General features: G+C 62.4%; 28 protein-coding genes. 12 read left to right on the forward strand and 16 right to left on the reverse strand.

Features of this window, described 5'->3' with window-relative positions:
• The coding region (locus tag ACYQ14_RS21845; RefSeq protein ID WP_459891476.1) for an aminotransferase class I/II-fold pyridoxal phosphate-dependent enzyme at nucleotides 1-231 on the forward strand (231 nt) is incomplete at its 5' end.
• 22 nt (nucleotides 232-253) lie between these two features.
• Here the strand turns inward: ACYQ14_RS21845 and ACYQ14_RS21850 are convergent.
• The 3 genes from ACYQ14_RS21850 to ACYQ14_RS21860 all read right to left on the reverse strand — a co-directional run bounded on the left by ACYQ14_RS21850 (nucleotide 254) and on the right by ACYQ14_RS21860 (nucleotide 1,745).
• On the reverse strand, nucleotides 254-697 hold the full coding sequence (locus ACYQ14_RS21850; RefSeq protein ID WP_459884186.1) for an RNA-binding protein: 444 nt from the start codon (nucleotides 695-697) through the stop codon (nucleotides 254-256).
• 37 nt (nucleotides 698-734) lie between these two features.
• Nucleotides 735-974, reverse strand: a complete 240-nt coding sequence (locus ACYQ14_RS21855) for a DUF1918 domain-containing protein (protein WP_459884124.1) — start codon at nucleotides 972-974, stop codon at nucleotides 735-737.
• An 87-nt stretch (nucleotides 975-1,061) separates the two neighbouring features.
• Nucleotides 1,062-1,745 carry a type 1 glutamine amidotransferase domain-containing protein gene (locus tag ACYQ14_RS21860; RefSeq protein ID WP_459884127.1) on the reverse strand — a complete coding sequence of 228 codons (684 nt, stop codon included), beginning with the start codon at nucleotides 1,743-1,745 and terminating at the stop codon, nucleotides 1,062-1,064.
• A 143-nt stretch (nucleotides 1,746-1,888) separates the two neighbouring features.
• Between ACYQ14_RS21860 and ACYQ14_RS21865 the strand changes: the two genes are divergently transcribed.
• Nucleotides 1,889-2,341, forward strand: coding sequence for an Hsp20/alpha crystallin family protein (locus ACYQ14_RS21865; protein WP_459884130.1), 453 nt, complete (start codon nucleotides 1,889-1,891; stop codon nucleotides 2,339-2,341).
• Between the two features lie 101 nt (nucleotides 2,342-2,442).
• Here ACYQ14_RS21865 and ACYQ14_RS21870 read toward each other — a convergent pair whose 3' ends face one another.
• Nucleotides 2,443-3,450 (reverse strand): DHH family phosphoesterase, encoded by a 1,008-nt coding sequence (locus ACYQ14_RS21870; RefSeq protein WP_459884133.1) that lies wholly within the window; start codon nucleotides 3,448-3,450, stop codon nucleotides 2,443-2,445.
• A 271-nt stretch (nucleotides 3,451-3,721) separates the two neighbouring features.
• On the opposite strand from ACYQ14_RS21870, the gene ACYQ14_RS21875 reads away from it, so the two are divergent.
• Both ACYQ14_RS21875 and ACYQ14_RS21880 read left to right on the forward strand, forming a co-directional pair.
• Complete coding sequence (locus tag ACYQ14_RS21875; protein ID WP_459884135.1) at nucleotides 3,722-4,918, forward strand: thiolase domain-containing protein; 1,197 nt, start codon at nucleotides 3,722-3,724, stop codon at nucleotides 4,916-4,918.
• Complete coding sequence (locus tag ACYQ14_RS21880) at nucleotides 4,915-6,339, forward strand: ACP synthase (protein ID WP_459884137.1); 1,425 nt, start codon at nucleotides 4,915-4,917, stop codon at nucleotides 6,337-6,339. Before ACYQ14_RS21875 ends, ACYQ14_RS21880 begins: the two co-directional genes overlap by 4 nt.
• Before the next feature lie 192 nt (nucleotides 6,340-6,531).
• Here ACYQ14_RS21880 and ACYQ14_RS21885 read toward each other — a convergent pair whose 3' ends face one another.
• The 10 genes from ACYQ14_RS21885 to ligA all read right to left on the reverse strand — a co-directional run bounded on the left by ACYQ14_RS21885 (nucleotide 6,532) and on the right by ligA (nucleotide 14,789).
• On the reverse strand, nucleotides 6,532-7,542 hold the full coding sequence (locus tag ACYQ14_RS21885; protein WP_459884140.1) for an ornithine cyclodeaminase family protein: 1,011 nt from the start codon (nucleotides 7,540-7,542) through the stop codon (nucleotides 6,532-6,534).
• Nucleotides 7,543-7,593: 51 nt separating this feature from the next.
• Nucleotides 7,594-7,809: a DUF8015 family protein gene (locus ACYQ14_RS21890; RefSeq protein WP_459884142.1), complete on the reverse strand. Its 216-nt coding sequence runs from the start codon at nucleotides 7,807-7,809 to the stop codon at nucleotides 7,594-7,596.
• 370 nt (nucleotides 7,810-8,179) lie between these two features.
• Nucleotides 8,180-8,596, reverse strand: a complete 417-nt coding sequence (locus ACYQ14_RS21895; protein WP_459884144.1) for a DUF3054 domain-containing protein — start codon at nucleotides 8,594-8,596, stop codon at nucleotides 8,180-8,182.
• 183 nt (nucleotides 8,597-8,779) lie between these two features.
• Nucleotides 8,780-9,142, reverse strand: coding sequence for a DUF8159 domain-containing protein (locus ACYQ14_RS21900; protein WP_283838727.1), 363 nt, complete (start codon nucleotides 9,140-9,142; stop codon nucleotides 8,780-8,782).
• 90 nt (nucleotides 9,143-9,232) lie between these two features.
• The gene (tpiA, locus tag ACYQ14_RS21905; protein ID WP_459884146.1) at nucleotides 9,233-9,877 is read right to left on the reverse strand and encodes a triose-phosphate isomerase; all 645 of its coding nucleotides are present in this window, start codon (nucleotides 9,875-9,877) and stop codon (nucleotides 9,233-9,235) included.
• A gap of 120 nt (nucleotides 9,878-9,997) precedes the next feature.
• The gene (locus ACYQ14_RS21910) at nucleotides 9,998-10,555 is read right to left on the reverse strand and encodes a multiprotein bridging factor aMBF1 (RefSeq protein ID WP_345782556.1); all 558 of its coding nucleotides are present in this window, start codon (nucleotides 10,553-10,555) and stop codon (nucleotides 9,998-10,000) included.
• An 85-nt stretch (nucleotides 10,556-10,640) separates the two neighbouring features.
• Complete coding sequence (locus ACYQ14_RS21915) at nucleotides 10,641-11,255, reverse strand: CDP-alcohol phosphatidyltransferase family protein (protein ID WP_459884148.1); 615 nt, start codon at nucleotides 11,253-11,255, stop codon at nucleotides 10,641-10,643.
• Entirely contained in the window at nucleotides 11,252-11,818 is a 567-nt protein-coding gene (locus tag ACYQ14_RS21920; protein WP_283838730.1) for an adenylate kinase family protein, read from the reverse strand. Before ACYQ14_RS21920 ends, ACYQ14_RS21915 begins: the two co-directional genes overlap by 4 nt.
• Nucleotides 11,815-12,975 carry a histidinol-phosphate transaminase gene (hisC, locus tag ACYQ14_RS21925; protein WP_459884152.1) on the reverse strand — a complete coding sequence of 387 codons (1,161 nt, stop codon included), beginning with the start codon at nucleotides 12,973-12,975 and terminating at the stop codon, nucleotides 11,815-11,817. Before hisC ends, ACYQ14_RS21920 begins: the two co-directional genes overlap by 4 nt.
• A 50-nt stretch (nucleotides 12,976-13,025) precedes the next feature.
• Nucleotides 13,026-14,789, reverse strand: a complete 1,764-nt coding sequence (ligA, locus tag ACYQ14_RS21930) for an ATP-dependent DNA ligase LigA (protein WP_459884154.1) — start codon at nucleotides 14,787-14,789, stop codon at nucleotides 13,026-13,028.
• Nucleotides 14,790-14,976: 187 nt separating this feature from the next.
• Here ligA and ACYQ14_RS21935 point away from each other — a divergent pair, with 187 nt between their 5' ends.
• The 7 genes from ACYQ14_RS21935 (at nucleotide 14,977) to ACYQ14_RS21965 (ending at nucleotide 21,676) form a co-directional block, all read left to right on the forward strand.
• Entirely contained in the window at nucleotides 14,977-16,560 is a 1,584-nt protein-coding gene (locus ACYQ14_RS21935) for a glutamate-cysteine ligase family protein (protein WP_459884156.1), read from the forward strand.
• 161 nt (nucleotides 16,561-16,721) lie between these two features.
• A complete protein-coding gene (gene cofD / locus ACYQ14_RS21940; RefSeq protein WP_459884159.1) occupies nucleotides 16,722-17,714 on the forward strand; it encodes a 2-phospho-L-lactate transferase in 993 nt (330 codons plus the stop codon).
• An 8-nt stretch (nucleotides 17,715-17,722) separates the two neighbouring features.
• Nucleotides 17,723-18,478: a tRNA-dihydrouridine synthase gene (locus tag ACYQ14_RS21945; protein ID WP_459884162.1), complete on the forward strand. Its 756-nt coding sequence runs from the start codon at nucleotides 17,723-17,725 to the stop codon at nucleotides 18,476-18,478.
• 299 nt (nucleotides 18,479-18,777) lie between these two features.
• Entirely contained in the window at nucleotides 18,778-19,629 is an 852-nt protein-coding gene (locus ACYQ14_RS21950) for a triphosphoribosyl-dephospho-CoA synthase (RefSeq protein ID WP_459891478.1), read from the forward strand.
• On the forward strand, nucleotides 19,626-20,306 hold the full coding sequence (locus ACYQ14_RS21955; RefSeq protein WP_459891480.1) for a DUF447 domain-containing protein: 681 nt from the start codon (nucleotides 19,626-19,628) through the stop codon (nucleotides 20,304-20,306). The genes ACYQ14_RS21950 and ACYQ14_RS21955 overlap by 4 nt, the downstream gene beginning before the upstream one ends.
• 130 nt (nucleotides 20,307-20,436) lie before the next feature.
• Entirely contained in the window at nucleotides 20,437-21,423 is a 987-nt protein-coding gene (locus ACYQ14_RS21960) for a hypothetical protein (protein WP_459883521.1), read from the forward strand.
• Between the two features lie 61 nt (nucleotides 21,424-21,484).
• Nucleotides 21,485-21,676, forward strand: coding sequence for a 30S ribosomal protein S17e (locus ACYQ14_RS21965; protein WP_283838739.1), 192 nt, complete (start codon nucleotides 21,485-21,487; stop codon nucleotides 21,674-21,676).
• Nucleotides 21,677-21,832: 156 nt separating this feature from the next.
• On the opposite strand, the gene ACYQ14_RS21970 is transcribed toward ACYQ14_RS21965, so the two are convergent.
• Nucleotides 21,833-22,102 carry a hypothetical protein gene (locus ACYQ14_RS21970; RefSeq protein WP_459883525.1) on the reverse strand — a complete coding sequence of 90 codons (270 nt, stop codon included), beginning with the start codon at nucleotides 22,100-22,102 and terminating at the stop codon, nucleotides 21,833-21,835.
• A 267-nt stretch (nucleotides 22,103-22,369) separates the two neighbouring features.
• Here ACYQ14_RS21970 and asd point away from each other — a divergent pair, with 267 nt between their 5' ends.
• A complete protein-coding gene (gene asd / locus ACYQ14_RS21975) occupies nucleotides 22,370-23,404 on the forward strand; it encodes an aspartate-semialdehyde dehydrogenase (protein WP_459883527.1) in 1,035 nt (344 codons plus the stop codon).
• Between the two features lie 54 nt (nucleotides 23,405-23,458).
• Here the strand turns inward: asd and ACYQ14_RS21980 are convergent, their stop codons facing one another.
• On the reverse strand, nucleotides 23,459-23,881 hold the full coding sequence (locus ACYQ14_RS21980; RefSeq protein WP_459883529.1) for a universal stress protein: 423 nt from the start codon (nucleotides 23,879-23,881) through the stop codon (nucleotides 23,459-23,461).
• Nucleotides 23,882-24,004: the final 123 nt, after the last annotated feature.

Below are 24,004 nucleotides of genomic sequence, written 5' to 3' on the forward strand. Positions count from 1 at the left end.
CTCGAGGACGCCGGACTCGAGGTTCCGAAACCCTCGGGCGCGTTCTACGTCATGCCAAAGGTCCCCGAAGGCTGGTGCGAGGAGGTGCTCGACCGGGACGTGATCGTCGTCCCCGGCGACGCCTTCGGCGCGAACGGCGACGGCTACGCGCGGCTCTCCTACGCGACCGGCATGGAGGAACTGAAAGAAGCGCTGGAGAGTATCGACGCAGCGACTCGAGCGGTCCAATAATCGGGTCCCGTATCCGGAGTTGTTACTGAACGTCTTCGTCCTCGAGTCGTTCGAGGACCTCCTGGGCGTTCTCGACGGCGGCCTCCTTTTTCGCGGGATATGCTTCGACTTTCGCGCGGAACGTTATTCCGTCGCCGAGTCGGCTCTCGCCGCTGAACGCGGCCTGCTTGTCGAGCGTGAGATAGAGTTCGGTGTTTTCAGTGACCCGCTGGTCGAGTTCGTCGATCAGTCCGTCGAAATCCTCGAGATCGGTGAGTCTCGAGAGGACGTGCCGAACGTCGTCGGCGTTTTCGGCCCGCGCCGAAAGGACGAGGATGCGATCGCCGTAGTGGCCTTCGCTCTCGACGCGCTCGAGTTCGAACTCTTCGGGGAGGAACGTTCGCAAGGCCTCCTCGACGCGTTTTTCGTCTTCGGTGGCGTAACAGAACGTTCGCAGATCAACGTAGTGAAGCGGGATTTTTGGCATCAGTCCGGTGAGAGAACGGGCGTAGTTAGTGGTTCGATTACTCGTCGTCCGCGTCGGCGTCGTCGTCTGCGTCGGCGTCATCGTCCGCGTCGGCGTCCTCGGGAGCGGCCTCGAGGGCGTCTTCGGGAACGCCGGACTCCTGGCCGTCTTCGAAGCTGATCGTGTAGGTAACGTCGCCGAACATGGATTCCATCGTCTGAGTGATCGTGCCAACTTCGCCGTCGAATTCGCTGTGTTTGTCGTGTAGCACGACGTGGTCGTCTTCCTCGAAGCTCATAGCTCGCTCTTCCCCGCCATTGCGTAAAAAGGGACTGATTCGATTCGGGTGGTTGACGTGGAACTTCGAAACCCCTCGTGGCGTCGGTTAGGCTTCGATCCCGAGTTCTTCGACCAGCGTATCTCCGGCCGCACTCGAGGAGCCGGGACCTCGAGCGGTGATCAGGTCGCCGTCGACGGTGACGCTCGTGTCCGACTCGAGTTCGGCGTCCCAGTTACCGCCCGCGGCGACCACCTCGTCTTCGACCCAGTAGGGAAGCTTTCGACCGTCGGCCAGTAGATCTGCGTCGTCGACGATTCCTTCCTCCCACTCGTTCGGGAACCCGGTCACGTCGCGATCGTGAACGATAAACGCCCCGTGGCTGTCTCGAGCGAACGCGAGGATCGCGACGGCGTGACAGACGACAAGCGCCTTTCCGTCGCCCTCGATCGTCTCCCGCAAGAGCGCGCGAGCGTGTTTATCCTGGTTGATATCCCACTCGGCTCCGTGGCCGCCGGGGAAGACAACGGCGTCGTACTCGCCCGCTCGCGCCTTCGCGAGCGGAATGGGATCGTTCAGTCGCTCGTCGCTCTCGTGGACCTCCATCACGTGCTCGGCGGTCTCCTCGCCGACCTGTTCTGGGTCCGCCGAGCGCTCGTCGATCCGTGGCGGTCCGCCCGTCGGGGTCGCGACCGTGATCTCGACCCCGGCCTCGGAGAGCGTCTCGAGCGGCTCGATGCATTCTTCTCCCCAGTAGCCTTCCTCGCTGACGACAAACAGTGCTCGAGTCATACGCTTGAGTACGGGCCCCAGCACATTAACGGCCGTCCAACCCCTCGGTTCTGCCGCAATCGCCCTTTCCGACCTATTTCGATAGCGAACGGTCACGACTGCCGAGAGTGGGCTTTTTCGCCGTCGGCGTCCTAGAGTGTCATATGTCAAAGCGAACGAATCCGTTCGAAGAACTGCTCGAGCGATTGACCCGTCAGTTACAGTCGGCAAAGCGCTCCAGCGAGCGCGCGACCGAGATGAATCCGGAACGCTTCGGTATGAGCGTCGGGTCGCCGGAGACGGGAATCGATATGACCGATAGCGGCGACGAATTCGTCGTTGTCGTCGACGTTCCCGGATTCGAACAGGACGATATCGACGTCCGATTGACCAAGCGGAAGCTGTCTATTGACGGCGAACGCGAACACGAAATCGACGAGTCGGAGGAGACCTACCTTCGGCGCGAGCGCCAGACTCGATCGTTCAGTCGACAGCTCACCCTTCCTGATCCCGTCGACGCCGAGGCTGTCGACGCACAGCTTAACAACGGCGTTCTGACGATCCACCTGCCGAAGCTCGAGCCGGACGAAGCGGCTCACTCGATCGACATCGAGTGAAGTAGACAAGCCGGCATTCGACGGAGGTCCGGGTCAGTATTCTGGGTCGACATCCGCTGAAACGTTCGGATATGTGAACCGCTTCGTTCGCTCGAATAGCGTTACTCACCGCTCCCGTTGAGGTTGAGCGCATCGAAAAACCGCTTCTCGAGGCGAGTGCTGGCGAACTCGAGCAGTTCGTTTTCGTCTCCCGCGACATCGGCGAACAGACCGAGGTCGATGTGACCGCCGGCCATGTCGTGGTGGCCCCCGACCGTTCCGAGCTCTCCGAACGCCTTCATCAACGTTTTACCGGCCTGTATGCGCGGATCGATAGATCTCGCACTCATTCGTATCGTGCCGTCGACGATTCCGTAAACCAGCACGGTATCGACACCCTCGAGGTTGAGCAGGTAGTCGGCCGCCTGGGGGAGGGCATCGGTCTCAGAGGTTCGCCCGACGCCCGCGGCCAGCGACGATCCGCGCCGCGTGCGCGTCGAAATCGCGTGCCCAATTGCGTCGATCGTCGCTGGAGAGAAGGCGCTTCCATACAGTTGTTCTAACATCTCGAGATCGGCCTCCGGATACACGGCCAGTGCCGCCTCGTACTCTCGTTCGGTCGGCTCACGTACGAAGTCGAGGCGCTCTCGATGCAGTGCGAACAACAGGGCCGAGGCCAGCCGGGTCGAAATCGACAGTTCGAGGTCGAAACAGTACTCGACGAATATCGTCGCCGTCGCTCCGTAATTCGTCCGAATATCCACGAACCTCGCGTCGACGTCGCCGTCCGGGTGGTGATCGACGACGATGTCCGGTTCGATCGCCTTCGGGAGCTGCGTGTTCCTGCCCGGTACCGAGTGGTCGACGAACGCCAGGCAATCGTCCTCGGCCATCGACACCTCTCTCAACGGTTCGATCCCGACGTTGAGCATGTTTACGAACGCTCGATTCTGCTGGTGGGAGATCTCGCCACCGTATACGATATCGATCTCGGAAAGTTCCTGCGCCCGTGCGATCCGTTTCAGTGCGAGGGCGCTCGCGAGACAGTCCGGATCCGGATTGTCGTGACAGACGATGGTGAGCGAATCCATCTCCTCGAGAGTGTTCCCTAACTCCTCCGCTCGAGACATACCTAATCCTACGGACACGAGGGGCTTGTAAGTCGTGTCGGGAGGGAACGCGTATTCTCGAGAAATCCGCGATTGAAAGCTGGAATAAGATGGTATGATTGTCCTGTCCTTTCCACCCGACGCGTATCTCTCGACTACGGGAACATACCAGACAGAATATATTTCTCTCCCACGACGGGAACAATTCACCCGAAGGACTGATTCAGCGTCCCCCTATCATTGTCTACTGAGATTATATAATTATTTTACGTCGGGTCTCCCAGCCACTTCTATGTCAGACGCGTACCTCGTCGGTGCCGGACAATCGGACTACGGGGCGTTCCCCGAAGAGAGTTACAGGTCGCTGTTCCGAACGGCGTTCGAGTCGGCCCTCGAGAGCGTTCCGAAAGGACTCGAGAAGTCGGCCATCGACGAGGCGTTCGTCGGGACCCTCGGCGTCGGCGGGCGCCAACTCGGGCTCTCGGGGCCCGCCGTGACCGAACACGTCGGGCTCGAGGGCGTTCCCTGTACGCGCGTCGAAAACGCCTGCGCCGCGAGCGGCTTTTCCGTTCGCAGCGCCGTCCAGGCTGTCAAGTCCGGGATGGCGGACGTCGTCCTCGCGAGCGGCTTCGAGGTGATGTCCGACATGAGCTCCGACGCGACGAAGTACTGGCTCGGCGTCTCGGGTGAGACCGAATGGGAGCGCCTCTCGGGCACGACGTTCTCCGGCGTCTACGCGCAGATGGCCAGCGTCCACATGGACCGCTACGGAACGACGCGCGAACAGCTCTCTCGAGTCGCCGTCAAGAATCACGCGAACGGAGCCAGAAACCCCCACGCCCAGCTCGGGTTCGAGTGTTCGCTCGAGGATGCGATGGAAGCCCCGGTCGTCGCCGATCCGTTGAACCTCTATCACTGCTGTCCGACCTCCGACGGGGCCGCCTGCGCGCTGATCGTCAGCGAAGACGTCGTTTCCGAGTACACCGACGAGCCGATTCGGGTTGCCGGCGTCGGAGCCGGAAGCGATTCGGTCGGACTCTTCGAGCGCGAAGAATATACCCGCGTTCCGGCTAGCGAACGAGCCGCCGACGCCGCCTACCAGACGGCGGGCGTCGGTCCCGACGACCTCGACTTCGCGGAGGTTCACGACTGCTTTGCCATCGCGGAACTGCTGGCCTACGAAGACCTCGGCTTTTGCGAACGCGGTGAAGCCGGCTCCCTGGTTGAGTCCGGAACGACCGAACTCGGCGGCGAGCTTCCGGTGAACACCTCGGGAGGCCTCAAATCCAAGGGCCACCCCATCGGCGCGACGGGTGCCGGGCAGGTCGTCGAGGCGTACAAACAACTGACCGGAACCGCCGGCGAGCGACAGGTCGAGGGCGCGACTCGCGGACTCACCCACAACGTGGGCGGGAGCGGTGGTGCTGCGGTGGTTCACATCTTCGAGAAGGAAGGCGAATCGGGAGGCGAATCGGGGGTGCAAGCATGACCGGCATTTCCGCGATTGGTACCTACACCCCGCGGTTTCGAATCACCGCCGAGGAGTTTTCCGACGCGTGGGGCCAGTTCCAGGCCTCGGGCGTGAACCAGAAGGCGGTCGCTGCAGCGGACGAGGACGCACTGACCATGGCCTACGAAGCCGCGACGAGGGCGCTCGAGGTCGGCGACGTCGACCCCGAGTCGATCGACTGGCTCGGCTTCGGGACCTCCCGGCCGCCGGTCGCCGAGGAGGATCTAACTGCACGCCTCGGCGCGATGATCGCGCTCGAGTCCGGGACGACGAGACACGTGTTCACGTCGAGCACGCGAGCGGGAACACGCGCGCTGTGGGCGGGCATGGACGCCGTGCAAGCCGGCGCGGAGCGCGCGCTGATCGTCGCCGCCGACGCGCCCCGCGGCGAACCGGACGACGCTATCGACCACGCTGCTGGTGCCGGCGCAGCGGCGTTCGTCCTCGAGCACGACGGTCCCGCACGGATCGTCGACCGGGCAGAGTACGCCCGTGCGTTTCCCGGGACCCGCTTTCGCGAATCCGGCTCGGAGACTATCGACGAGCTCGGCGTGACCCAATACGACCGACACGCGTTTACCGAGACGATCGGCGGCGCTGTCGACGGACTCGAAGAAACGTGGTCGCCGTCGGCCGCCGCGATTCAGGCACCCGACGGGAAACTCCCCTACCGCTCGAGTGGGCCAGCGGGCGTGGAGACGGACGACATTCGAGCCGCCGCGACGGTTCACGACCTCGGCGATCTCGGGGCGGCGAGCGTCCCAATTTCGGTCGCTAAAGCCCTCGATAACGGCTACGAAACGATCCTCGCCGTTTCCCACGGAAGCGGCGCAGGGGCCGACGCGTTCGTGATCGAGAACCCGAGCGAGGTTCCGACGACGCTCGATCTCGGCGGCGAAACGCCGCTTTCCTACGCGGCATATCTGCGCCAACGCGGTGTCGTCACCTCGGGGCCGCCCTCAGGCGGCGGTGCCTACGTCAGCGTCCCTGCCTGGCAGCGGTCGATCCCACAGCGGTATCGACGCGAAGCGGGACGGTGTCCGGAGTGTGGGTCGCTCGAGTTCCCACCCGAAGGTGCCTGTCGATCCTGTAATTTCCTCGGCGAGTACGACCCGGTACAGCTCCCGAGAGAGGGGACGATCGAGGCAGTAACGACGATTTCACAGGGCGGAGCGCCGCCCGAGTTCGCTGAACAGCAGGCCCAGTCGGGCGATTACGCCGCGGCGATCGTCGCCTTCGAGGTTGGCGGCGAAAGGGTATGTCTCCCCGCGATGGGAACCGACGCCGATCCATCAACGCTCGAGGTCGGAGACCGAGTCGAGACGACGATTCGCCGAATCTACACGCAGGAGGGCGTGACTCGATATGGATTCAAGATTCGGCCGCTCGAGACCGCTTGAGTGATTTCCGCCCCTCATTAGCGTTCCGAACTGGCGATAAGGTTGAAATGGGATTGCACCAGAGTACCCTCTGCGGGGTGGATGTCGTCACCACTGGGCGTTCCAGGACGACTGCCACGCCGCTGTCACCAGCGGGGGCACCCAACGTAGGCCGTATTGGCCTTTTTGTAGTCGTCTGCGGAGGATGTCGAGCTACTGGGAGTCGAGTCGACCCGTCAGCGCTTCGCTCGCCGGTGCGAACGAAATTTTCGTGCCGAGGTCGTTTTCGAGCGCTCGTTCGTACAGCAACGACGCCGCAGCGACCGTTTCGATCCCCGTTCCCCCGCTGTCGAAGACGGTTATCTCGTCGTCGGACGTCCGCCCGGGTTCGGCGCCCGCGACCACGTCGCCGAGTTCGGCGTGAACGTGATCCGCCGAAACGCGGTCCGCCTCGAGCGCGGCGATGAACGATCCCGCATCCTGGGTTACTCGCTCGCGAAGGTCGGGAACGTAGGTCGCGCGTTCGATGGTCGTCGCGTCCAGTTCCCGTTTGTTCGGATCGTACTGGCCCATCGCGGTCACATGCGTCCCGGGATCGAGGTGCTCGCCGTCGAACACCGGATCCGTCGCCGTCGTCGCCGTGATCACGACGTCCGCACCGGAGACGGCGTCCTCGCTCGAGGAGACGGCCGTGACCGACGCCTCGAGGGAATCGTCGAACTCCTCGGCGAACGACTCCCGGTTTTCTCGAGTCGGCGAGTAGACGCGAACGTCGGTGAACTCGCGAACGGTCGCCGTGGCGTGGAGCTGTCCGCGGGCCTGCGAGCCGGTTCCGATGACTGCAAGCGTCGTGGCGTCCTCTCGTGCGAGATAATCGACCGCGACGGCTCCGGCGGCACCGGTTTTGAACGGGTTCATGCTCGCCCCGTCGAGCACTGCAAGCGGTTCGCCCGATTCGGCGTCGAACAGCGGCGTCATAAACCACGCGTCTTCAGTCGAGAAACCCGCACTGTACATATACCCGCCCATCGCTCCAGTTTCGGGCAGCAGGGCGCCATACTCGGTGAACATACCGTCGGGATCGGTGCGGAAGTACGCCGAACGGGGATCGGCGGACGCGCCGTTCCCGACCTGACGGTACCCTTCTCTGACGGCTTGGACGTACGCTTCCGGTGTTGCGAGCCCGGAGACATCATCGCTCGAGAGAAACAGTGTATCGGTCATACATGACCCATAGCGACCAGGAGAGAAAAAGACAGGGAGACAGCGTCGCGTTCAGTCAGCGTTGATCGGCGGTCGCGTCGTTCCGGTTTCGTCCGTGGAGTCGACCGGGGCGTTGACGAACATCGCGTGACCGATAAGCGCCATCGCGACGAGCGAACCGATCGGTATCGCTGCGCTCGGGGAGATCCCAACGACGGTGAGGGCTGCGGTGATCCCGAGCAGTGCGACTGGGATGAGGCCGAGAACAATGTCGTAGTATCCAGTCATAATGTATTCTAACGTATGTGGAATAGTAATATAAGTGTTTCTCATAATCGCTTGATACTGGACTTGTTTCAGACACGGATCTGTTTCAGCACGTTCTCATAACTTATGGAGATAACATACTCCGACACAAGATAGTACATTCTCGATATAAGTATGCTATTAGACAACTACCCACACATTATATCGCTGTTTAATTTGCATCTAATCGCCGTACGAAGCCGGCTTCGGTACTAGTAGCGAAAGGGATCCTCAATAGCTGTCGAACCAGACGCTCCGCTCGTCTCTCGAGCCATCCAATTAATTATAATTTGATGTGTCTTTATTCAAATATGAGAAGGATCGGCCCCGACTCGTCCCCCGGTCGCGGCATTCACCTGCTCACGGCGAACGCGGTCCGCCAGAGTACGAAGACCACGAGGCCCGTACCGGTGATCACCAGGTTGAACGGGTACGCTGCGCCGCCGTCGAACAGGGGCGAAGACCGGATAATCAACCCGAGGTTTGCCGCAGCGATCCAACAGAGGGTCGCGTACCGGGCAACTCGAGCCGGATCGGCGTACACACCTCTTGTGTATAGTCCCGCCAACATCGAGACGAGGACCCACCCGATAAGAAACGGAACGATAGCCTCGACCGCTCCGAGCGGGTTCGCCAGCGGGTTGCCGCCGTGGTGAAGGTGTCCGTACGTGACGAGCCCGGACAGGAGCGCGATATCGACGACGCCGAGACCGACCCCTTCGCGCGTGAAACCGCCGGCAACGTCTCCAAATCGAGTTCTCGTGCTCATGAATATGCTACAATTCCCGCCCTTATTGTGTTACCCGATTTCCACCACTACACAAACAGCTTGCGGCGGCGAATCCGATCCGAGGCTATCGCACACTTCGCCTTGCGTATTCCGTGCTAACGGACGGACTACGCGAGACAACAAACATCTCAGCAGTGACGCCACCCTCTCTCGAGCCGTGACCTACTCCTGAGACGGAGCCCGTATCGTTTCGAGCACGCGCTCGGAAAATTCGGGTGCCGACAACCCCTCCGAGAGCCCCCGAAACCACGCCTCTTCGACGTGCCAGTGGCCGCGAACGGCACCGTCGGTCGTCGTCGAGGTCACCTCGAGCCGTCCCGGCTCCCAGTCGTCGCGTTCGTCTTCGATAGCGAGTAGCGTCCGGACGACCACGCCGACTTCGTGACTAGTTACCGTCTCCGATTCGCTAACCGCCTCGTATGTCAGCGTGATTCGATCTGCAGTCTCTTCGTACGCCGTGACGTAGTAGCCGTTGCTCATCAATCGGTTCTCGAGACTCACGGAAACGGGACGGTCCTCGCTCATTACCGGGCGTTTGCGAGCGAGCACGAAAAGGGTAAGCACGAAACTGCGGGTGCGAGACGGGTGGGGACCAAGTCCTCACCCGGTTCGGCGTTACAGCGGATCGACGAGGTCCTCGAGCGCCGCCTCGGGGTCGTCCGCCTTCGCGACGCCGCTGGCGAGCAAGACGCCTTCCGCGCCGAGTTCGCCCGCAGAAACGACGTCGTCGCCGGTGCTGATTCCCGCACCGCAGAGGACCGAAACGTCGTCATCGACGCCGCTGGCGGCCTCGACGGCATCCTCGACGATATCGGGATCCGCTTGACTGACCGGCGTCCCGGTTCCGATGAGTTCCGGCGGCTCGACCGCGACGGCGTCCGGGCCGAGCGCCGCGCTCGCACCGATCTGTGCCGGATTGTTCGCACAAACGATCGTCTCGAGGCCCGCACGTTCGGCGGCCCGAACCGAGCCGTCGATATCCGCGAGCTTCAGTCGGTTCTCGGAGTGATTGATCAGCGCTCCCTCGGCTCCCGCTTCGGCGACCGATTCCGCCAGCGTGTGACCCGTATTACTTCCGTAGTCGATCGAGTCAACGTGTTGGGCCCACGTCTCGACGCCGGTTGCCGCAACCCGCTCTATGTGAGCGTCCTGGGGAGCGACAGCGAGTCGAGCGTCGGTTTCCTCGTCGACGTCGCGAACCGCTTCGGCGACGGCGACTGGATCACACGGATACGTCTTCAGATTGACGAGGATCAACATACCGGAGACAGGCATGCCAGAACAGAAAGAGGTTTCGACAACTGTGCGAGGGCGGTCCGAGTGGGCCGTCAACCGCTACCTGCCGAGGAATCGGACGGGTCCACGTCGATACCCGCGCGATCAGTCCTTTCGCTTGACCACGTCACCGAGCGTGTAGCTCCCGCTCGAGGAGCCTCCGTCCCAGTCGGCATCCTCGCTCGAGCCGCCCTCTCCGGTGAGGCTAATGTTGAGGAACTTCTCGAGTTTCGACTGGACGCTGTCGGTCGGAAGCGTGTCGCCGCGCTCGAGTTTCGTGATAAGACTCGCCTTTTCGTTGAGTTCGTTTGCGAGCTCCGACTGGCTGAGTCCCTCCTTTTCGCGGGCCAGACGAATCCGGTCGTCGTAGTCGGTCGCGATTTCGTCCATGTCGTCGAACATGTCCGACCTTCGGGTCGAGCCGCCCGAACTGCTGGCGGTGCTCGAACTCGAGGCCGACCCGGAAGACTGCCCGCTCGAACTCGAAGAACTACCGGCGTTCGACCCCGTCGAATACTTCGTCGACGTACTCGAACTCGAGGACCCGGTTTTCACTTCGGTGCCGAAATCTGTGCAATCCGAACACACGTCCAGTTTGGCACCCTCAACTTTGATCGTTTTCGGGGACGACGTCTCGGCGCCACACATTTCGCACTGAACCATGGCAGACTCTATATTCCGGTGCGTGATAAACCATGCGGCGAGCCTCGAGTTGGTAGAGAAACAGGTACCTGGCGTCGATCGACGTTCAATCGAGCGCCGACCAGGAGTAGAAAAACCGCTGGAGGGCGGTGAAGTGCCCGACGACGGCGAGGAAGACCAACAGCCAGCCGATCACAGTGAGGTCGGCCGGAGCGATATCCCACAGCGGGTAGGCCAGAAAGCCAACGATGCCGATGATCGCGAGCCGGTCCGCCCGACCGACGAGTCCGCCGTAGACCCGATCCAGACCGACGGCCTGGGCCTGCGTTCCGAGATACGACGTCATCACGACGCCCGTCACCGCGAGGAAACCGAGGAAGTAACGCTCGATGCCGGCTGCCAGTCCGGCGATGATGACGATATCCGCGTACCGATCGAGGACGTGATCGAGCAGGTCCCCGCCGGCAGAGGCGACGCCCTGCTCACGCGCGAGCGCGCCGTCGACGATATCCAACCAGCCGTTGACGAACACGAGTACCGCCGCAACGACGAACCAGATCGGGTCCGCCCGTCCGCCGAGCATGAACGCGGCGGCCGCGGCGGCCGCCATCCCGAACGCGAGCACGCTGACGCTGTTCGGCGTCATGCCGATTCGATCGAAGCCCTTAACGAACGGGTCGAGAAAGCGCGAAATGTACGGTCTGAATTGATCGAGCGTCATGTGAGATACCCCATAAAGTCGACCTCGCCTGCACCCGGTTCTCGCTCACCAGAAACGACCGCCTCGAGCGCGTCTGCGACATCGTCAGGCCGGCTGTCTGTCGTATCAATTTCGTACACCGACTCGAGACCGTGCCGGTCGACGGCTTCGCCGAGGATGACATCGAGCGCTTCGCTCTCGGCGTTTTCGCTCGCTTTCTCCGGTGACTCGCCGCGCTCTTCGAGACGTTTCTCGAGGAGATCGGGTTCACAGCGCAACACGGCGACACGATCGGCCTCGAAGTGGTGTGCGAGGTGAGATTCGATTAGCACGTCGTCCTGTCCTTCGAGCCGAGCCTCGAGGGCGTCCATATCCGCGACCTTGCTCTGGCGGTCTTCGTCAACCTCCGTGTACAACTCCTCGTCCTCGAGTAACTCGTTGAGATGGACGACCTCGAGCGTCGAGCCGTCGACGGAGACCGCGCCCGTCTTCGAGTCCGAATCGGATTCGGCGAATCGGGACTCGAGTGCGGCAGTCGCGGTGGTCTTTCCGGTTCCGGGCGTTCCGGTGATGGCGACCCTCACGTGTCCGACACCTCCGAGGCGTTCGTGTCGGAGGTGTCACCTGTTTGTGCTCCATCGGGGAGGCCGAACTCCTCGATCACCCGATTGAGCGTCTCGACCGCGCGTTCGGTCTCGGATTCGGTACCGCAGGTGATGCGAATACAGCCCGGTAATCCGAAGCTCGTGCAGTCCCGAACGATCACGCCCCGCTCTTGCATTTCTTCGGCCACCGCCGAGGCGTCGCCGACGGCGATGAGGACGAAATTACCCTCGCTCGGCCAGACGTGCGCCTCGACGTTCTCACGCATGGACTCGCGCGACTCGAGCGTCGTTTCGACGGTTCGATCGACGTGCTCGCCGTCGTCAAAAGCCGCCAGACCCGCGCGACAGGCCAGTTCGCTCGCCGCAAACGGGGTGTTTACGCGTGCGTACGCGTCGCCCCACTCTTCGGGAACGATGGCATACCCGAGTCTGACGCCGGCGAGGCCGTAGGCTTTCGAGAACGTCCGCAGGGTCGCGACGTCGTCTCGAGCGTCGTATCCGTCGTTCCCCTCGATCAGCGCGAGTGCGCTCTCCACGTCGGCGAACTCGCCGTAGGCCTCGTCTACGACGACGAGCGTGTCGTCACCCGTTTCCTCGGCTACCCGCTCGATTTCCTCGAGATCAATCGTCGAACCCGTCGGATTGTGCGGGCTGGTCAGGTAGACGACCCGCTCGCCGTCGTAGGCCTCGAGAACCGGCTCAGCAGTCTGTTCAAAGTCGTCTGTTCGCTCGAGCGCGTACGTACTGATGTCGCCGTGGTGGAATCGGGCGCTCATCCCGTAGTAGGCAAATCCCGGCTCCGGAACCAGAATCTCGTCGTCAGGCTTGAGGGTCGCTCGGTGGAGATAATCGATCGCCCCGTCGCCGCCGTTGGCGAGCCACACCTGCGAGTCGTCGACTCCCCAGTCCTCGGCGATAACTTCCGTCAGATCCGCGTGTGCGGCTTTCGGGTAGCTATTGACGCTCGAGGCGGTCTCGCGGATCGCCTCGACGGCTGCGGGCGAGGGCCCGTGGGGGTTCTCGTTGGAGGCCAGTTTGATGAATTCGGCGGGATCACGCCCGAGTTCGCGGGCGACCTCCTCGATCCCCCGACCGGCCTGATACGCGACGTGGTCGGATAGATCGCGCGGTTGCATACGACAGCCTTCTCGCGGCGGCTCTTAAGGGTGCTTACCTGGCCTCGATCCTATTCGTCCCGGATCCGTTCGATGCGCTCGAGCGAATCGGCGTCGGCCGGGTCCTTATCGTGGCGAACGCTCCGGAATCTCGGGAAGCGAAGCGCGTATCCCGACGAATACGTCGGCGACGACTGGATCTCTTCGTACCCGACCTCGAAAACGACCGCGGACTCGAGTTCGACGCGCTGGCCCTCTTCGGTCTGAACGTGGGGCTCGAGGAGTTCCGTGAGGTCGGCCAGCTTTTCGTCGGTGATCCCCGTCGCAACCTTCCCGACGGTCTCGAGGGAGTCCCCGCTATCGCCGTTGCGAACGGAGAGCTCGAACGTTCCCAGAAACGTCGCTCGTCGCCCTTCGCCCCACTCCGCCCCCGTCACAACGCAATCGAGTGTCTCGACGTCAGGTTTGCGCTTTCGCCAGTGTTTCCCGCGTCGCCCCGGCGAGTACGCCGAGTTCGGATCCTTGAGCATGATTCCCTCGTGACCGGACTCGAGGGCCTCGGCATCGATCGATTCGATTTCGTCCGGGTCGTCGGTCCGCCACAGGAGAGAGAGCCCCTGAATTTCATCGAGCGAGTCGCTGTCTGGCTCGTCCGCTTCCCCGAGCAGTTCGACGAGCCGACCGTGTCTCTCCGTCAGCGGAGACTCGAGATAGTCCGTCCCCTCCGCGTGCAAACAGTCGAAGAAGACGGGCCTGACCGTCACGTCTTCGCGCGCTTTCGCAATGTCGTGTTTCCGCCGGAAGCGTTTAAGCACCTCCTGGAACGGAAGCGGCGAACCGTCTCCATCCACGGCGACGACCTCTCCGTCGAGAATAACCGGTACCTCGAGTTCCTCCTCGGCGAACTCGACGACCTCGGGAAGCGCGGTCGTCACGTCCTCCATATTTCGTGAAAAGACGCGGGTTTCGGCGTTCGACGCCTCGATTCCGTCGGGATCGTAGTGCAGTTGTACGCGCGCGCCGTCGTACTTCCACTCGACGGCGGCTTCCTCCCACTCCTCAAGCACGCCGGTTACCGTTCCCGTCTGGGCGAGCATCGCCTGGACGGGTCGCCCGACCTCGAGGTCCATCGCGTCTAGTCCCTCGAGCCCCTCGTCTCGTGCGACGCGAGCGACTCGTCCGTAATCGTTCGAGACCTGTAGCGCTCGTTCGACGCGCTCCGTCGGGACGTCGAACGCCGCCGCGATCGCATCCCGAACGGTTCCCTCGCCGACGCCGATTCGCATCTCCGAGAGGACCAACCTGGCGAGGTATCTGGCTTCCTCGCTCGAGCACTGGTTGAACAATCCAAAGAGCAGGTCGATCTTCCTGTCGGCGCTCCCGGAGCCGTCCGCCGCTGCGAGATCGCGGAGCGTCTCGTCGACCTCGCGGACGGTGAGCGCGTTCCCACCGGCGTCCCCGGTGAACGCCCCAAGACCCCGCTGACCGCCGTACTCGTAACTCGCCGCGACGTCGCCGATCTCGCCCAGTTCTGCCAATCGATCCTCGACATCAGCCGGACCCACGTTCGTTCCCGCCGCGCGAGCGATCGCCTCGTAACACGAACTGGGACCGATATCGAGCGTCGTCGACTCCCACGCAGGAAAGACCCGACCCTGGACGTACCGAGCGACGATCTCGAGTTCGTCGTCCCCGCACTCGAGATCCGCCCCGTCTTCCTCGGAGATTTCCCCCGTGCTCTCCTCGAAAAGCGCCCTGACGTGATCGACGGTCTCGAGGTCCGCTGGCTCGGCTTCGATCTCGGCGGCGCGATCCGCGAACGTGGCGAACTCCATCGACGATGGCTACGTAACTGACGGTGTTAAACGGATTGACTGGCCGTCGGTCGACCGACGAACGAATTCTTCGCAACGTCGCCCGTCGGCGAGCGATAATCGGGTCAACGAGCGCGGTCGTGTGAACAGATCCCACCCGTGGTTCGATGGGCGTGCCTTCAAGGCAATCGGGCTCACACTCGGATGTATGCCAGAGGAGGAACTCGCTGAGCGGGTCGCAGACGTACTGACGGTCGATGCCGAGGAGTTTCGCTCCCAGGCGGAGGCCGACGCCGAAACGATCATTCAGGCGATCGACGAGGGCGTCTTCGATAACCCGCAGGCCATCGTCGGCCTCGAGTACGAGTTCTACGCGGTCGAATCCGACGCGTGTTCGCTCCGTCGGGTCCCGCGCCGCCTCCTCGAGTTGATCGGGTTCGAGAAGGAACTCGGCCTCCACAACGCGGAGATGACGACGAGTCCCCAACCGCTGAACGCTCACGGGCTTCGCGCACAGGAGTCGGAGGTCAAGGCCCGCCTCCGGACGGCACTCGACGTGACGCACTCGGAAGGGATGCGCCTCGTTAGCGACGCGATGTGGACGATTCCGCCCGAAGGCGAGGATGCGACGACCTATCTCACGGACAGCGTCGAGCGGACGGTTACCGGTGCTGGCGAGAACGACGAGGCGTCCGGATCCGCCGAGGGTGACGATCAGCAGATCCGAATCGCGACGAACATGAGCGATTCGGGGCGGTATCACGCGATGGCCAACACTGACCGCGCCCAATCCGCGGCGATGGAAATCGACGCCCCGAACGTGACGCTCGAGGCCGACACGGTCATGCCCGAAAGCCTGATCACGTCGATCCAACCGCATTACCAAGTTCCCCACGCGATCGACCTTCCGCTGTACTTCAACTACGCGCTTCGCATCGCCGGCCCCCTCCTGGCACTCGGCGTCAACTCCCCGTTTTTCCCCCCGGATTGTTACGACGAGAACGCAAGCCCCGACGAGATCCTCGAGGACGCGTGGATGGAGCACCGAATCGCCATCTTCGAATCGGTGCTCAACGAACGCCACACCTCCGAAGGGAAGGTTCGTTTCCCGCGCGACCTCGGAAAGGTCGAAGAAGCGATCGAGCGGATCGTCGACGACGACACCCTCGTTCCGATGCCCGTCGAAACCGGCGACCGATTCGACGATCAGTTCCCTCACTTCCGGCGCAAACACGGCACCTACTGGCGCTGGGTTCGGCCCGTCTTCGACGGCGCGACGCGGTCGGCCGCCAACGCGCGAATCGAGTTTCGGCCAATCTCCGCCCAGCCGACGGTTCGGGACTCCATCGCCTTCCAGGCCGCCTTCGCCGGGCTGATGGAGAGTCTGGTTCGTCTCGAGCACCCCGTCTACGAACTCGACTGGGAGCACGCCCACGAAAACTTCTACGCCGCGATGCGCGACGGCCTCGACGCGGACATGACGTGGATCACGAACGACGGCAAGGAGACGTCCGATTTGGTCGACCTCTACGACGACCTGCTGGCGCACGCGGAGGACGGCCTGACGAACCGTGACCTTTCGGAGGAGGAAGCCGCGAAGTACCTCTACCCACTCAGGCGACGCGTTCGGCAGGGGCTCACGCCGGCCCAGTGGAAACACGACGAAGTGAGCCGCCACCTCGAGTCCGGCGAGGATCTCGAGACGGCGATCGAATCGATGCAACGGCGATACGTCGAGCGCCAATCGGAGACGCTCCTCGAGGGGAGCTTTGCCGACTGGGTCAGCGAGTGAGGCGACTCGGTTGTCCGATATATTTCGTTCTCCCGCGAATAAGGCGTCGAGTACCGTTGAGCGCGTGAATTTTTAATCCTCGGCCGACCGAAGGTGCCCCGATATCGCATTCCAGGGCTCAGGCTGAAAGGGTCTAAGTACTACCGGACGCGTGTGTGCGTATGGTTACGTTCCTCTCCGGTGGCACCGGGACACCGAAGCTGGTCGACGGAGTGGAAGCTGTATATTCGCCCGACGAGATAACGATCGTCGCCAACACGGGCGACGATATCGAACTCGGCGGCTTGCTGGTCTGCCCGGACGTCGATACGCTTCTCTTTCAGGGCGGCGACGTGCTCGACCGCGAGACCTGGTGGGGGATCGAGGGCGACACGCACCGAACGAACGCCGAACTCATGGAGATCGCCGATGCGGCTGACCTCCCGGACGGACCGCAGTACCTCTCGGCGGATCGCCAGACTGCGGGTCGGGAAATCGCAAACTGGCGGCGCTTCTCGGGGGTCGCCGAGTTCATGACGATCGGTGACCGTGATCGCGCCGTCCACATCACGCGAACGAGTCTCCTCGATCAGGGCCACTCGTTGAGCGAGGCCCTGGCCCGACTCTCTTCTGCGTTCGACCTCCCGTTCGATCTCCTTCCGATGAGCGACGACCCGGTCGCCAGCCTCGTCCACACCGAAGACGGGACGATGCACTTTCAGGAATACTGGGTCGATCAGCGCGCCGACCCGACCGTCGAAGACGTCGAATTCCGCGGCTCCGAGGAGGCAAAACCAGCTCCCGGCGTCCTCGAGGCGCTCGAGGAACCAGTCGTCGTCGGCCCGTCGAATCCGGTGACGAGCATCGGGCCGATGCTCGCTATCCCCGGTTTCGTCGACGCGCTCAGCCAGACGACCGTCGTCATCGTCTCGCCGTTCCTCGATGACGAGGCGTTCTCCGGACCCGCCGAAGAGCTGATGGAAGCCGTCGGCGCGGAGCCCTCGACGGCGGGACTCGCGACGACCTATCCGTTCGCCGATGCGTTCGTCGTCGACGAGAACGACGGGACCGAATTCGATCGCCCGACGATCCGGACCGACATCGAGATCGGCTCGAGCGAGGACGCCGAGCGCATCATCCGAACGATCGCCGAGGCCATCGAGACGGTCGAGTGAGCGCGATTATGTTCGACCCACCACTCGCATTGGCAAGTCTCAGCGGGGAGGCGGACGCCGACTGGGCTCGAGCCGGCTCAGAATTCGCCGGGTGTGCGTTCCTCGGCGGCATCGCCATCGACGAACGCTCGCGGACGGGGGCCGGCAAGCTGGTCGATCGAGACCGCGAAGAGTTCCTCCCCGAAGACCCGTTCGCGTTTATCGATAGTCAACTCGAGGCTCTCGAGACGGTCCCGATACGGCCCGCAGTAAACGTCAGGTCCGCAACGAGAGAACCGATAGCGCGTGTCGCCCGCGTCTGTCGAGACCGGGACGCACTGCTCGAAATCAACGCCCACTGCAGACAGGACGAGATGTGCGCCGTCGGCTGTGGCGAACGGCTACTGGCGGATACCGAACGCCTTCGATCGTACGTCGAGACCGCGGTCGAGACGGGAGCCGCGGTCGGCGTCAAGGTCCGGACGGAAGTACCGGGCGTCGATCTGCCGGCGCTCGCGAACGAATTCGAGACCGCCGGCGCGACGTTCGTTCACGTCGATGCGATGGACTCGGAGCACGTGATCGCCGACGTGGCCGAACGGACGGACCTGTTCGTCATCGCGAACAACGGCGTCCGAGACGACGAAACGGTCCGCGAGTACGTCGAATACGGCGCGGACGCGGTCAGCGTCGGCCGTCCCAGCGACAATCCCGTCGTACTCGAGCGGGTCCGAAGCGCCGTCGATACCCACCTCGGTCTCGAGTCGAATTCGATCGAGTCCTGAGAACGAACACCAGCACCAGAAGCGGAATCTGGGAGATAAACGCCTGATAGGCGATACTTCCAGCCATGAACGTCACGTTTTCCTGGCTGATTCCCCTGACCACCGTTTCGGCGAACGACCGCCCCCGCTGGAACGCGCTCGTTTCTCCGCGGCTATCGCTCATACCGAACGCTCGACACCGACGAAAAAACGGAGACGCTTGCGAGAACCGATGACGATCGAACGAACCGCGTCTCGAACCCGTTCCGATCGTCCAGCAAGTCCTAAGCCGACAGCCGACAGATTCGAACGTAGTGCATATGCGAAGTGCTTCCCAGAACGCGGAACTCGCGCTGTTGCTCGAGGTCTGTGGAACGCCGAAACCGGGGAACGTCGACCGGTCGCGGGACCTCGATGACCTGCTCTTCGAACACTTTTTGGCGGGTGCCGTCGGCTCTCAGCGCGGACTTCGGATGGCCGAATCGGGAGAGCCGATCGGCCGGTCGTTCGAGCGGAGCGTCGAGGGGATGGCCGAACAGGGCGGCGGGAATACCCAGTTCGGCGCGCTGTTGTTGCTCGTCGCGCTCGTCAAAGCTTCGGACGACGGCGTCTCGCGATCCGCGGTCGAATCGGTCGTCGAGGACACCACCGTCGCGGATGCAAAAGGGTTTTACCGGGCGTTTGAACACGTCGATGTCTTCGTTTCCGAACCGCCCGCCGAACTCGAGGCCCTCGACGTTCGTCGGGGCGACGACGCGATTCCGGCGCTCGAGGCGCGCGGACTGACGCTGCTCGACGTGATGGATCGAAGCGTTCCCGGCGACGACGTGGCTCGCGAGTGGGTTACCGGATTCGAGCGATCGTTCGACGCGGCCAACCGACTCGCCGAAGCAACCGGGCCGGTTGCGGATCGGGCTGCGACGGTGTTTCTTTCCGTCCTCGCGGATCGTCCAGACACGCTCGTTGCGGGTCGCCACGGCGATTCCGTCGCGGCCGAAGTGACGGAACGAGCCGCCGTACTGGTCGAATCAGGCCCAATCGAGGCGAATCGGGACGCGGTCGAATCGTTCTCCGACGAACTCGTCTCCCGGGGTGTGAATCCGGGGACGACGGCGGATTTGACCGCCGCCGGACTGTTCATCGCGCTCGAGAACGAACTGATCGAACTATGAGCGGTGCTGACGGAGACGGCGACCAGGTCGACCGGACGAGCGGGTCAGAAGAGAGAGCGGACTGGCCGGTCACGCTCGAGGGAGTCACGGAGACGGTCGTCACCACGCTCGGGCCGAACGGCCGCTGGAACGCGGCTGCGCTCGGACTGTTCGCCGAAGCGGACGAGAGCGCAGGAGAGGACGACAGGTCGGATGACATCGAGTGCCCCGAAAATGCGATTACCGTGTCTGCGCGCACGTGGGGGAACACGCGGACCCGGCGGAACTTCCACAGGCAGGGGACGGGATACGTGCAGTTTACGCGCGATCCCGTCGACTTCGTCGATGCCGCTCTCTCGATTTCCGAACTCGAAGAGCCCGTCCTCGAGTCGACCGACGCGTGGGTTCGAGTTTCGGTCGAGCAAACCGATACCGGAAGCGAGGACGGCACCCGCTGGGAAGAATGGCAGGTTCGGCCCCTCGAGTCGACGGTCGAAACCGAGACGGTACCGACGATAAATCGAGGATTCGGTGCCGTCATCGAAGCGACCGTCGCCGCGTCCAGACTCGACGTCGACGGGTACGACGAGTCCGTCCTTCACGACCGACTCGATCACTACGCATCGGTCGTCGAACGAGCCGGAAGCGACCGGGAACGGGAAGCGCTGTCTCGGGTACGCGAACTCGCGGAGTGGTAGGACCGTCCTGCCCGAGAGTAACAGGACACCAGCGGCCCGATCCCCAACCGTTCGACCAGCGGTTCCAGCGAATTCTCGTCGCCCCCGCACACTCGAATTTAAATGCGATTAGGCGGGACCCCTCCCGTAGATGAGGTTTCATTTCAGAACCGCGACGAGTGTGTTTCGGAAAACGCTCCCGTTCGTGATGCTTCGGCTTGGTATCGGACTGCTTTGTGGGCTTCTCGCCGTCGTCTACTTCGGGGCCATCGCCTGGTTCGGGCGCAGACTGCTCGAGTCGGGGTCGATTTCCGAATTCGTCGCGGTCGTCGGCCTGGTCCTCTCTATCGGACTGTTCGTAGCGGGGTGGCGACTGGTCAGCAGGTATGTACTGTATCTCGTCAAAGTAGCTCATATCGCAGTCATCGCTCACGTTATCGAAACCGGCGAGGTTCCCTCGAATCAGATCCAGTATGGAAAGTCGCAGGTGAGCGAGCACTTTACCGAAGCGAGCGCACTTTTTGCCGTCGACCAGCTGATCAAAGCGGTCATTACCCAGTTCAACGGGGCGGTCGTCTCGTTCTCGAGTCTGGTTTCTGTCGTTCCAAATCTGCAGAAACTCGTTCAGCTTCTCGGAAAGGCGATTGCGATCGCGGCGTCGTATATCGACGAAGCAATCATCGCATACATGTTCACGAATAGCGACCAAAATCGGTGGCGCTCGGCCAGAGACGGGGTGGTCCTCTACGGCAAGAACTGGAGGCCGGTGCTCGGGTCGACGCTGTTGATCGTCGTTGGAATGTACGCCGTGGCTTTCGTACTGGCTTTGGCGCTGATACCGGTTGCAACCACTCTCGGAAGTGTTTCCGGCCAGTACCAGCTACTAGGATGGGCGGTCGTCGTCGGGACGATTGTGACTATCTACACCGGATTTCTCAAACCGTGGGTCAAGACCGTCGTCATCACCACCTTCCTCCTCGAGTCCCGAGAAACGCAGCCCGACAGCGAAATGATGGACAGAGTTGCGGAACGATCGGAAAAGTTTCAGGAACTCGCCGGAAAGGCGGACGGGCGATCGGCTGAGGAGGGTTCTCAGCCACCGAGCGAGAGTATCGCCAGCGGAGACGGGATCCGATAGTCGCGTCCTTCGGTCGAACGAAAAGGGAGTCAATTAAGGCCCTCTAGACGGAAACCCCTCTATGGCAATCAAACCGGCCTACGTCAAAAAGACGGGAGCGCTCCTGTTAGAGCAGTACCCGGACGCGTTCACGACTGACTTCGAACAGAACAAAGATAGCGTCGATAAGCTCACGAACATCGAATCGAAGGGCGTTCGGAACCGGATTGCGGGCTACGTCACGCGAAAGAAGAGCGGAAAGGTCGCTGCCTGAATTTTTCGAGGTGTTATCGCGACGACTACTCTAGTACCGGAGAGTGGTTTCACTATCCATCCGAATGTCGTCCTACCCGGTGAGAAACGTCACAGCGGTCGTCTGTTATTCACCCGAACCGACTCGAGGGCCCCGTTCGATCACGGAGCCGGCCGATCAGTGCTCGTGATCGTCGCCGCCGAATCCGGGCTCCATATACGCGCCAGCAAACAGCGCGACGACGCCGATCCCGACACCGAACGTCAGGATGATGACCCCCTCGAGTATCGGGTCATCACCGGTGACGAGCATTCCCATCTCCGTGTAGCCGTCGACAGCGGCCAGGAGACCGATCAAGATACTCACGACACCGACGGCAGCCGCTCCGATACCGAATCCGCCGCTAAACGGTCCGACACCGGCCGAGTCAGAGGTCGAACCGCTCATTTGGACCACCCGGTCGAGCGATGGGTGGCAACTCGAGTGTCGATCGAATCCGTGTCATCGGCGGGCGACATCGTCATAACTGAACGATTCGGGCGCAGATTGTGTTCCATTGGTCGTACTGTTTGGCTACGTTTTCTTAATATCTTCTATGCTCGTCTCGTGGTCCCGGGTCGAACTCCCCAAAAGTCGACCAAATCAATTTTCGCTGACAGTAGCGTGCGAGGGAAATCCAAACGGTTTTGCGCGCACAAACCCGAGGTGCGGAAAATGACTGTACGTGTAGGAATTCTCGGTGCAACCGGCGCCGTCGGACAGCGGTTGATTCAGCTCCTTGACCCACACCCATCCTTCGAAATCGCGGCATTGACCGCGAGCGCGTCGAGTGCCGGTCGCTCCTACCGCGACGCCGCGAAGTGGCGCGTCGACTCGCCGATCCCTGCCGACGTTTCGGATATGACCGTGACTGGAACTGATCCGGACGAAGTTCCCGACGACATCGACCTCATATTCTCGTCTCTCCCCTCGAGCGTCGGTGCCGAAGTCGAACCGGAGTTCTGTGAGGCGGGCTACGTCCTCTCTTCGAACTCATCGAACGGGCGGATGGATCCGGACATCCCACTGGTGATCCCCGAAGTCAACGCAGAACACGTCGATCTCCTCGAAGTCCAGCGCGAGGAACGCGGCTGGGACGGCGCAATGCTCAAGAACCCGAACTGTTCGACGATCACTTTCGTTCCGACGCTCGCGGCGCTCGCACAGTTCGGGCTCGAGAAGGTCCACGTCTCGACTCTGCAGGCCGTTTCGGGGGCGGGCTACGACGGTGTGACATCGATGGAGATCATCGACAACGCGATCCCGCACATCGGGGGCGAAGAAGACAAACTCGAGACCGAATCGCGGAAACTGCTCGGCGAGTTCGACGGCGTCGAACTCGCGAACAACAGCGTCGAGGTCGCGGCCTCGTGTAACCGGATTCCGACCATCGACGGCCACCTCGAGAACGTCTGGGTCGAAACGGAGGAGGATATCACGGCCGAAGACGCCGCAGAGGCGATGCGGTCGTATCCCTCGCTGGATCTCCGATCCTCGCCCGATCAACTCATTCACGTCTTCGAGGAGCCGGACCGACCACAGCCGCGAATGGATCGCACCCTCGGCGGCGGCATGGCCATCGCCGCGGGCGGCATTCGCGAGTCGCCGTTCGGTCTGCAGTACAACTGTCTCGCACACAACACCATCCGCGGTGCCGCCGGAGCGAGCGTGCTCAACGGCGAACTGTTGCTCGAGAACGGGTTTCTGTAAGCACAAACGGCGTGGGAATTCGACCAGAGTACCGTTCTACTCGTCGAAGTACTCCTACTGTGGAAGCGAAACGACGGGAATGGACGCCTCCCTGACCAGCCGCCGAGCAACGTCTCCCGTAAGCAACTCCGTGATTCGGTTCCCGCTTCGGGGAATAAAGGCGATCGCATCGGCGTTTTTCTCCTGTGCCCCGTCGAACACCGTCTCGACGACATCGGTTCCGTAAAGGACGTCCGTCTCGATATCCCCGGGGGCGTCCGCGAGAGCGCCGCGTGCCGCTTCGAAAATTTCCTCGGCGTACTCCTGACGTTGACCCATCGGTGCCTTGTCTATCCCTCCGCCTGCCTTCTCGATCACGTTCACCAGTGTGACCGTCGCGGTCGGCTCGAGGCGCGGAGCGAGCGCGCTCGCAGTCCGCTCGGCGTCGTCGGGGTCCGCCAGCGGTACCACGATCGTCCCCTCGAACGTCAGTGTCATCGGCTCACCTCGTCGAACGAAGCAGGTCGGCGCGTGAGGCGTCGTGTCTGTGGGTCGGTCTGTCGGCCACTCATTAGAAAGGAGTTCGTCCTAGACGGTTATAAAAGCAATCGAGCGGAGCCG

The sequence above is a fragment of the Halostagnicola bangensis genome, assembly GCF_054653435.1.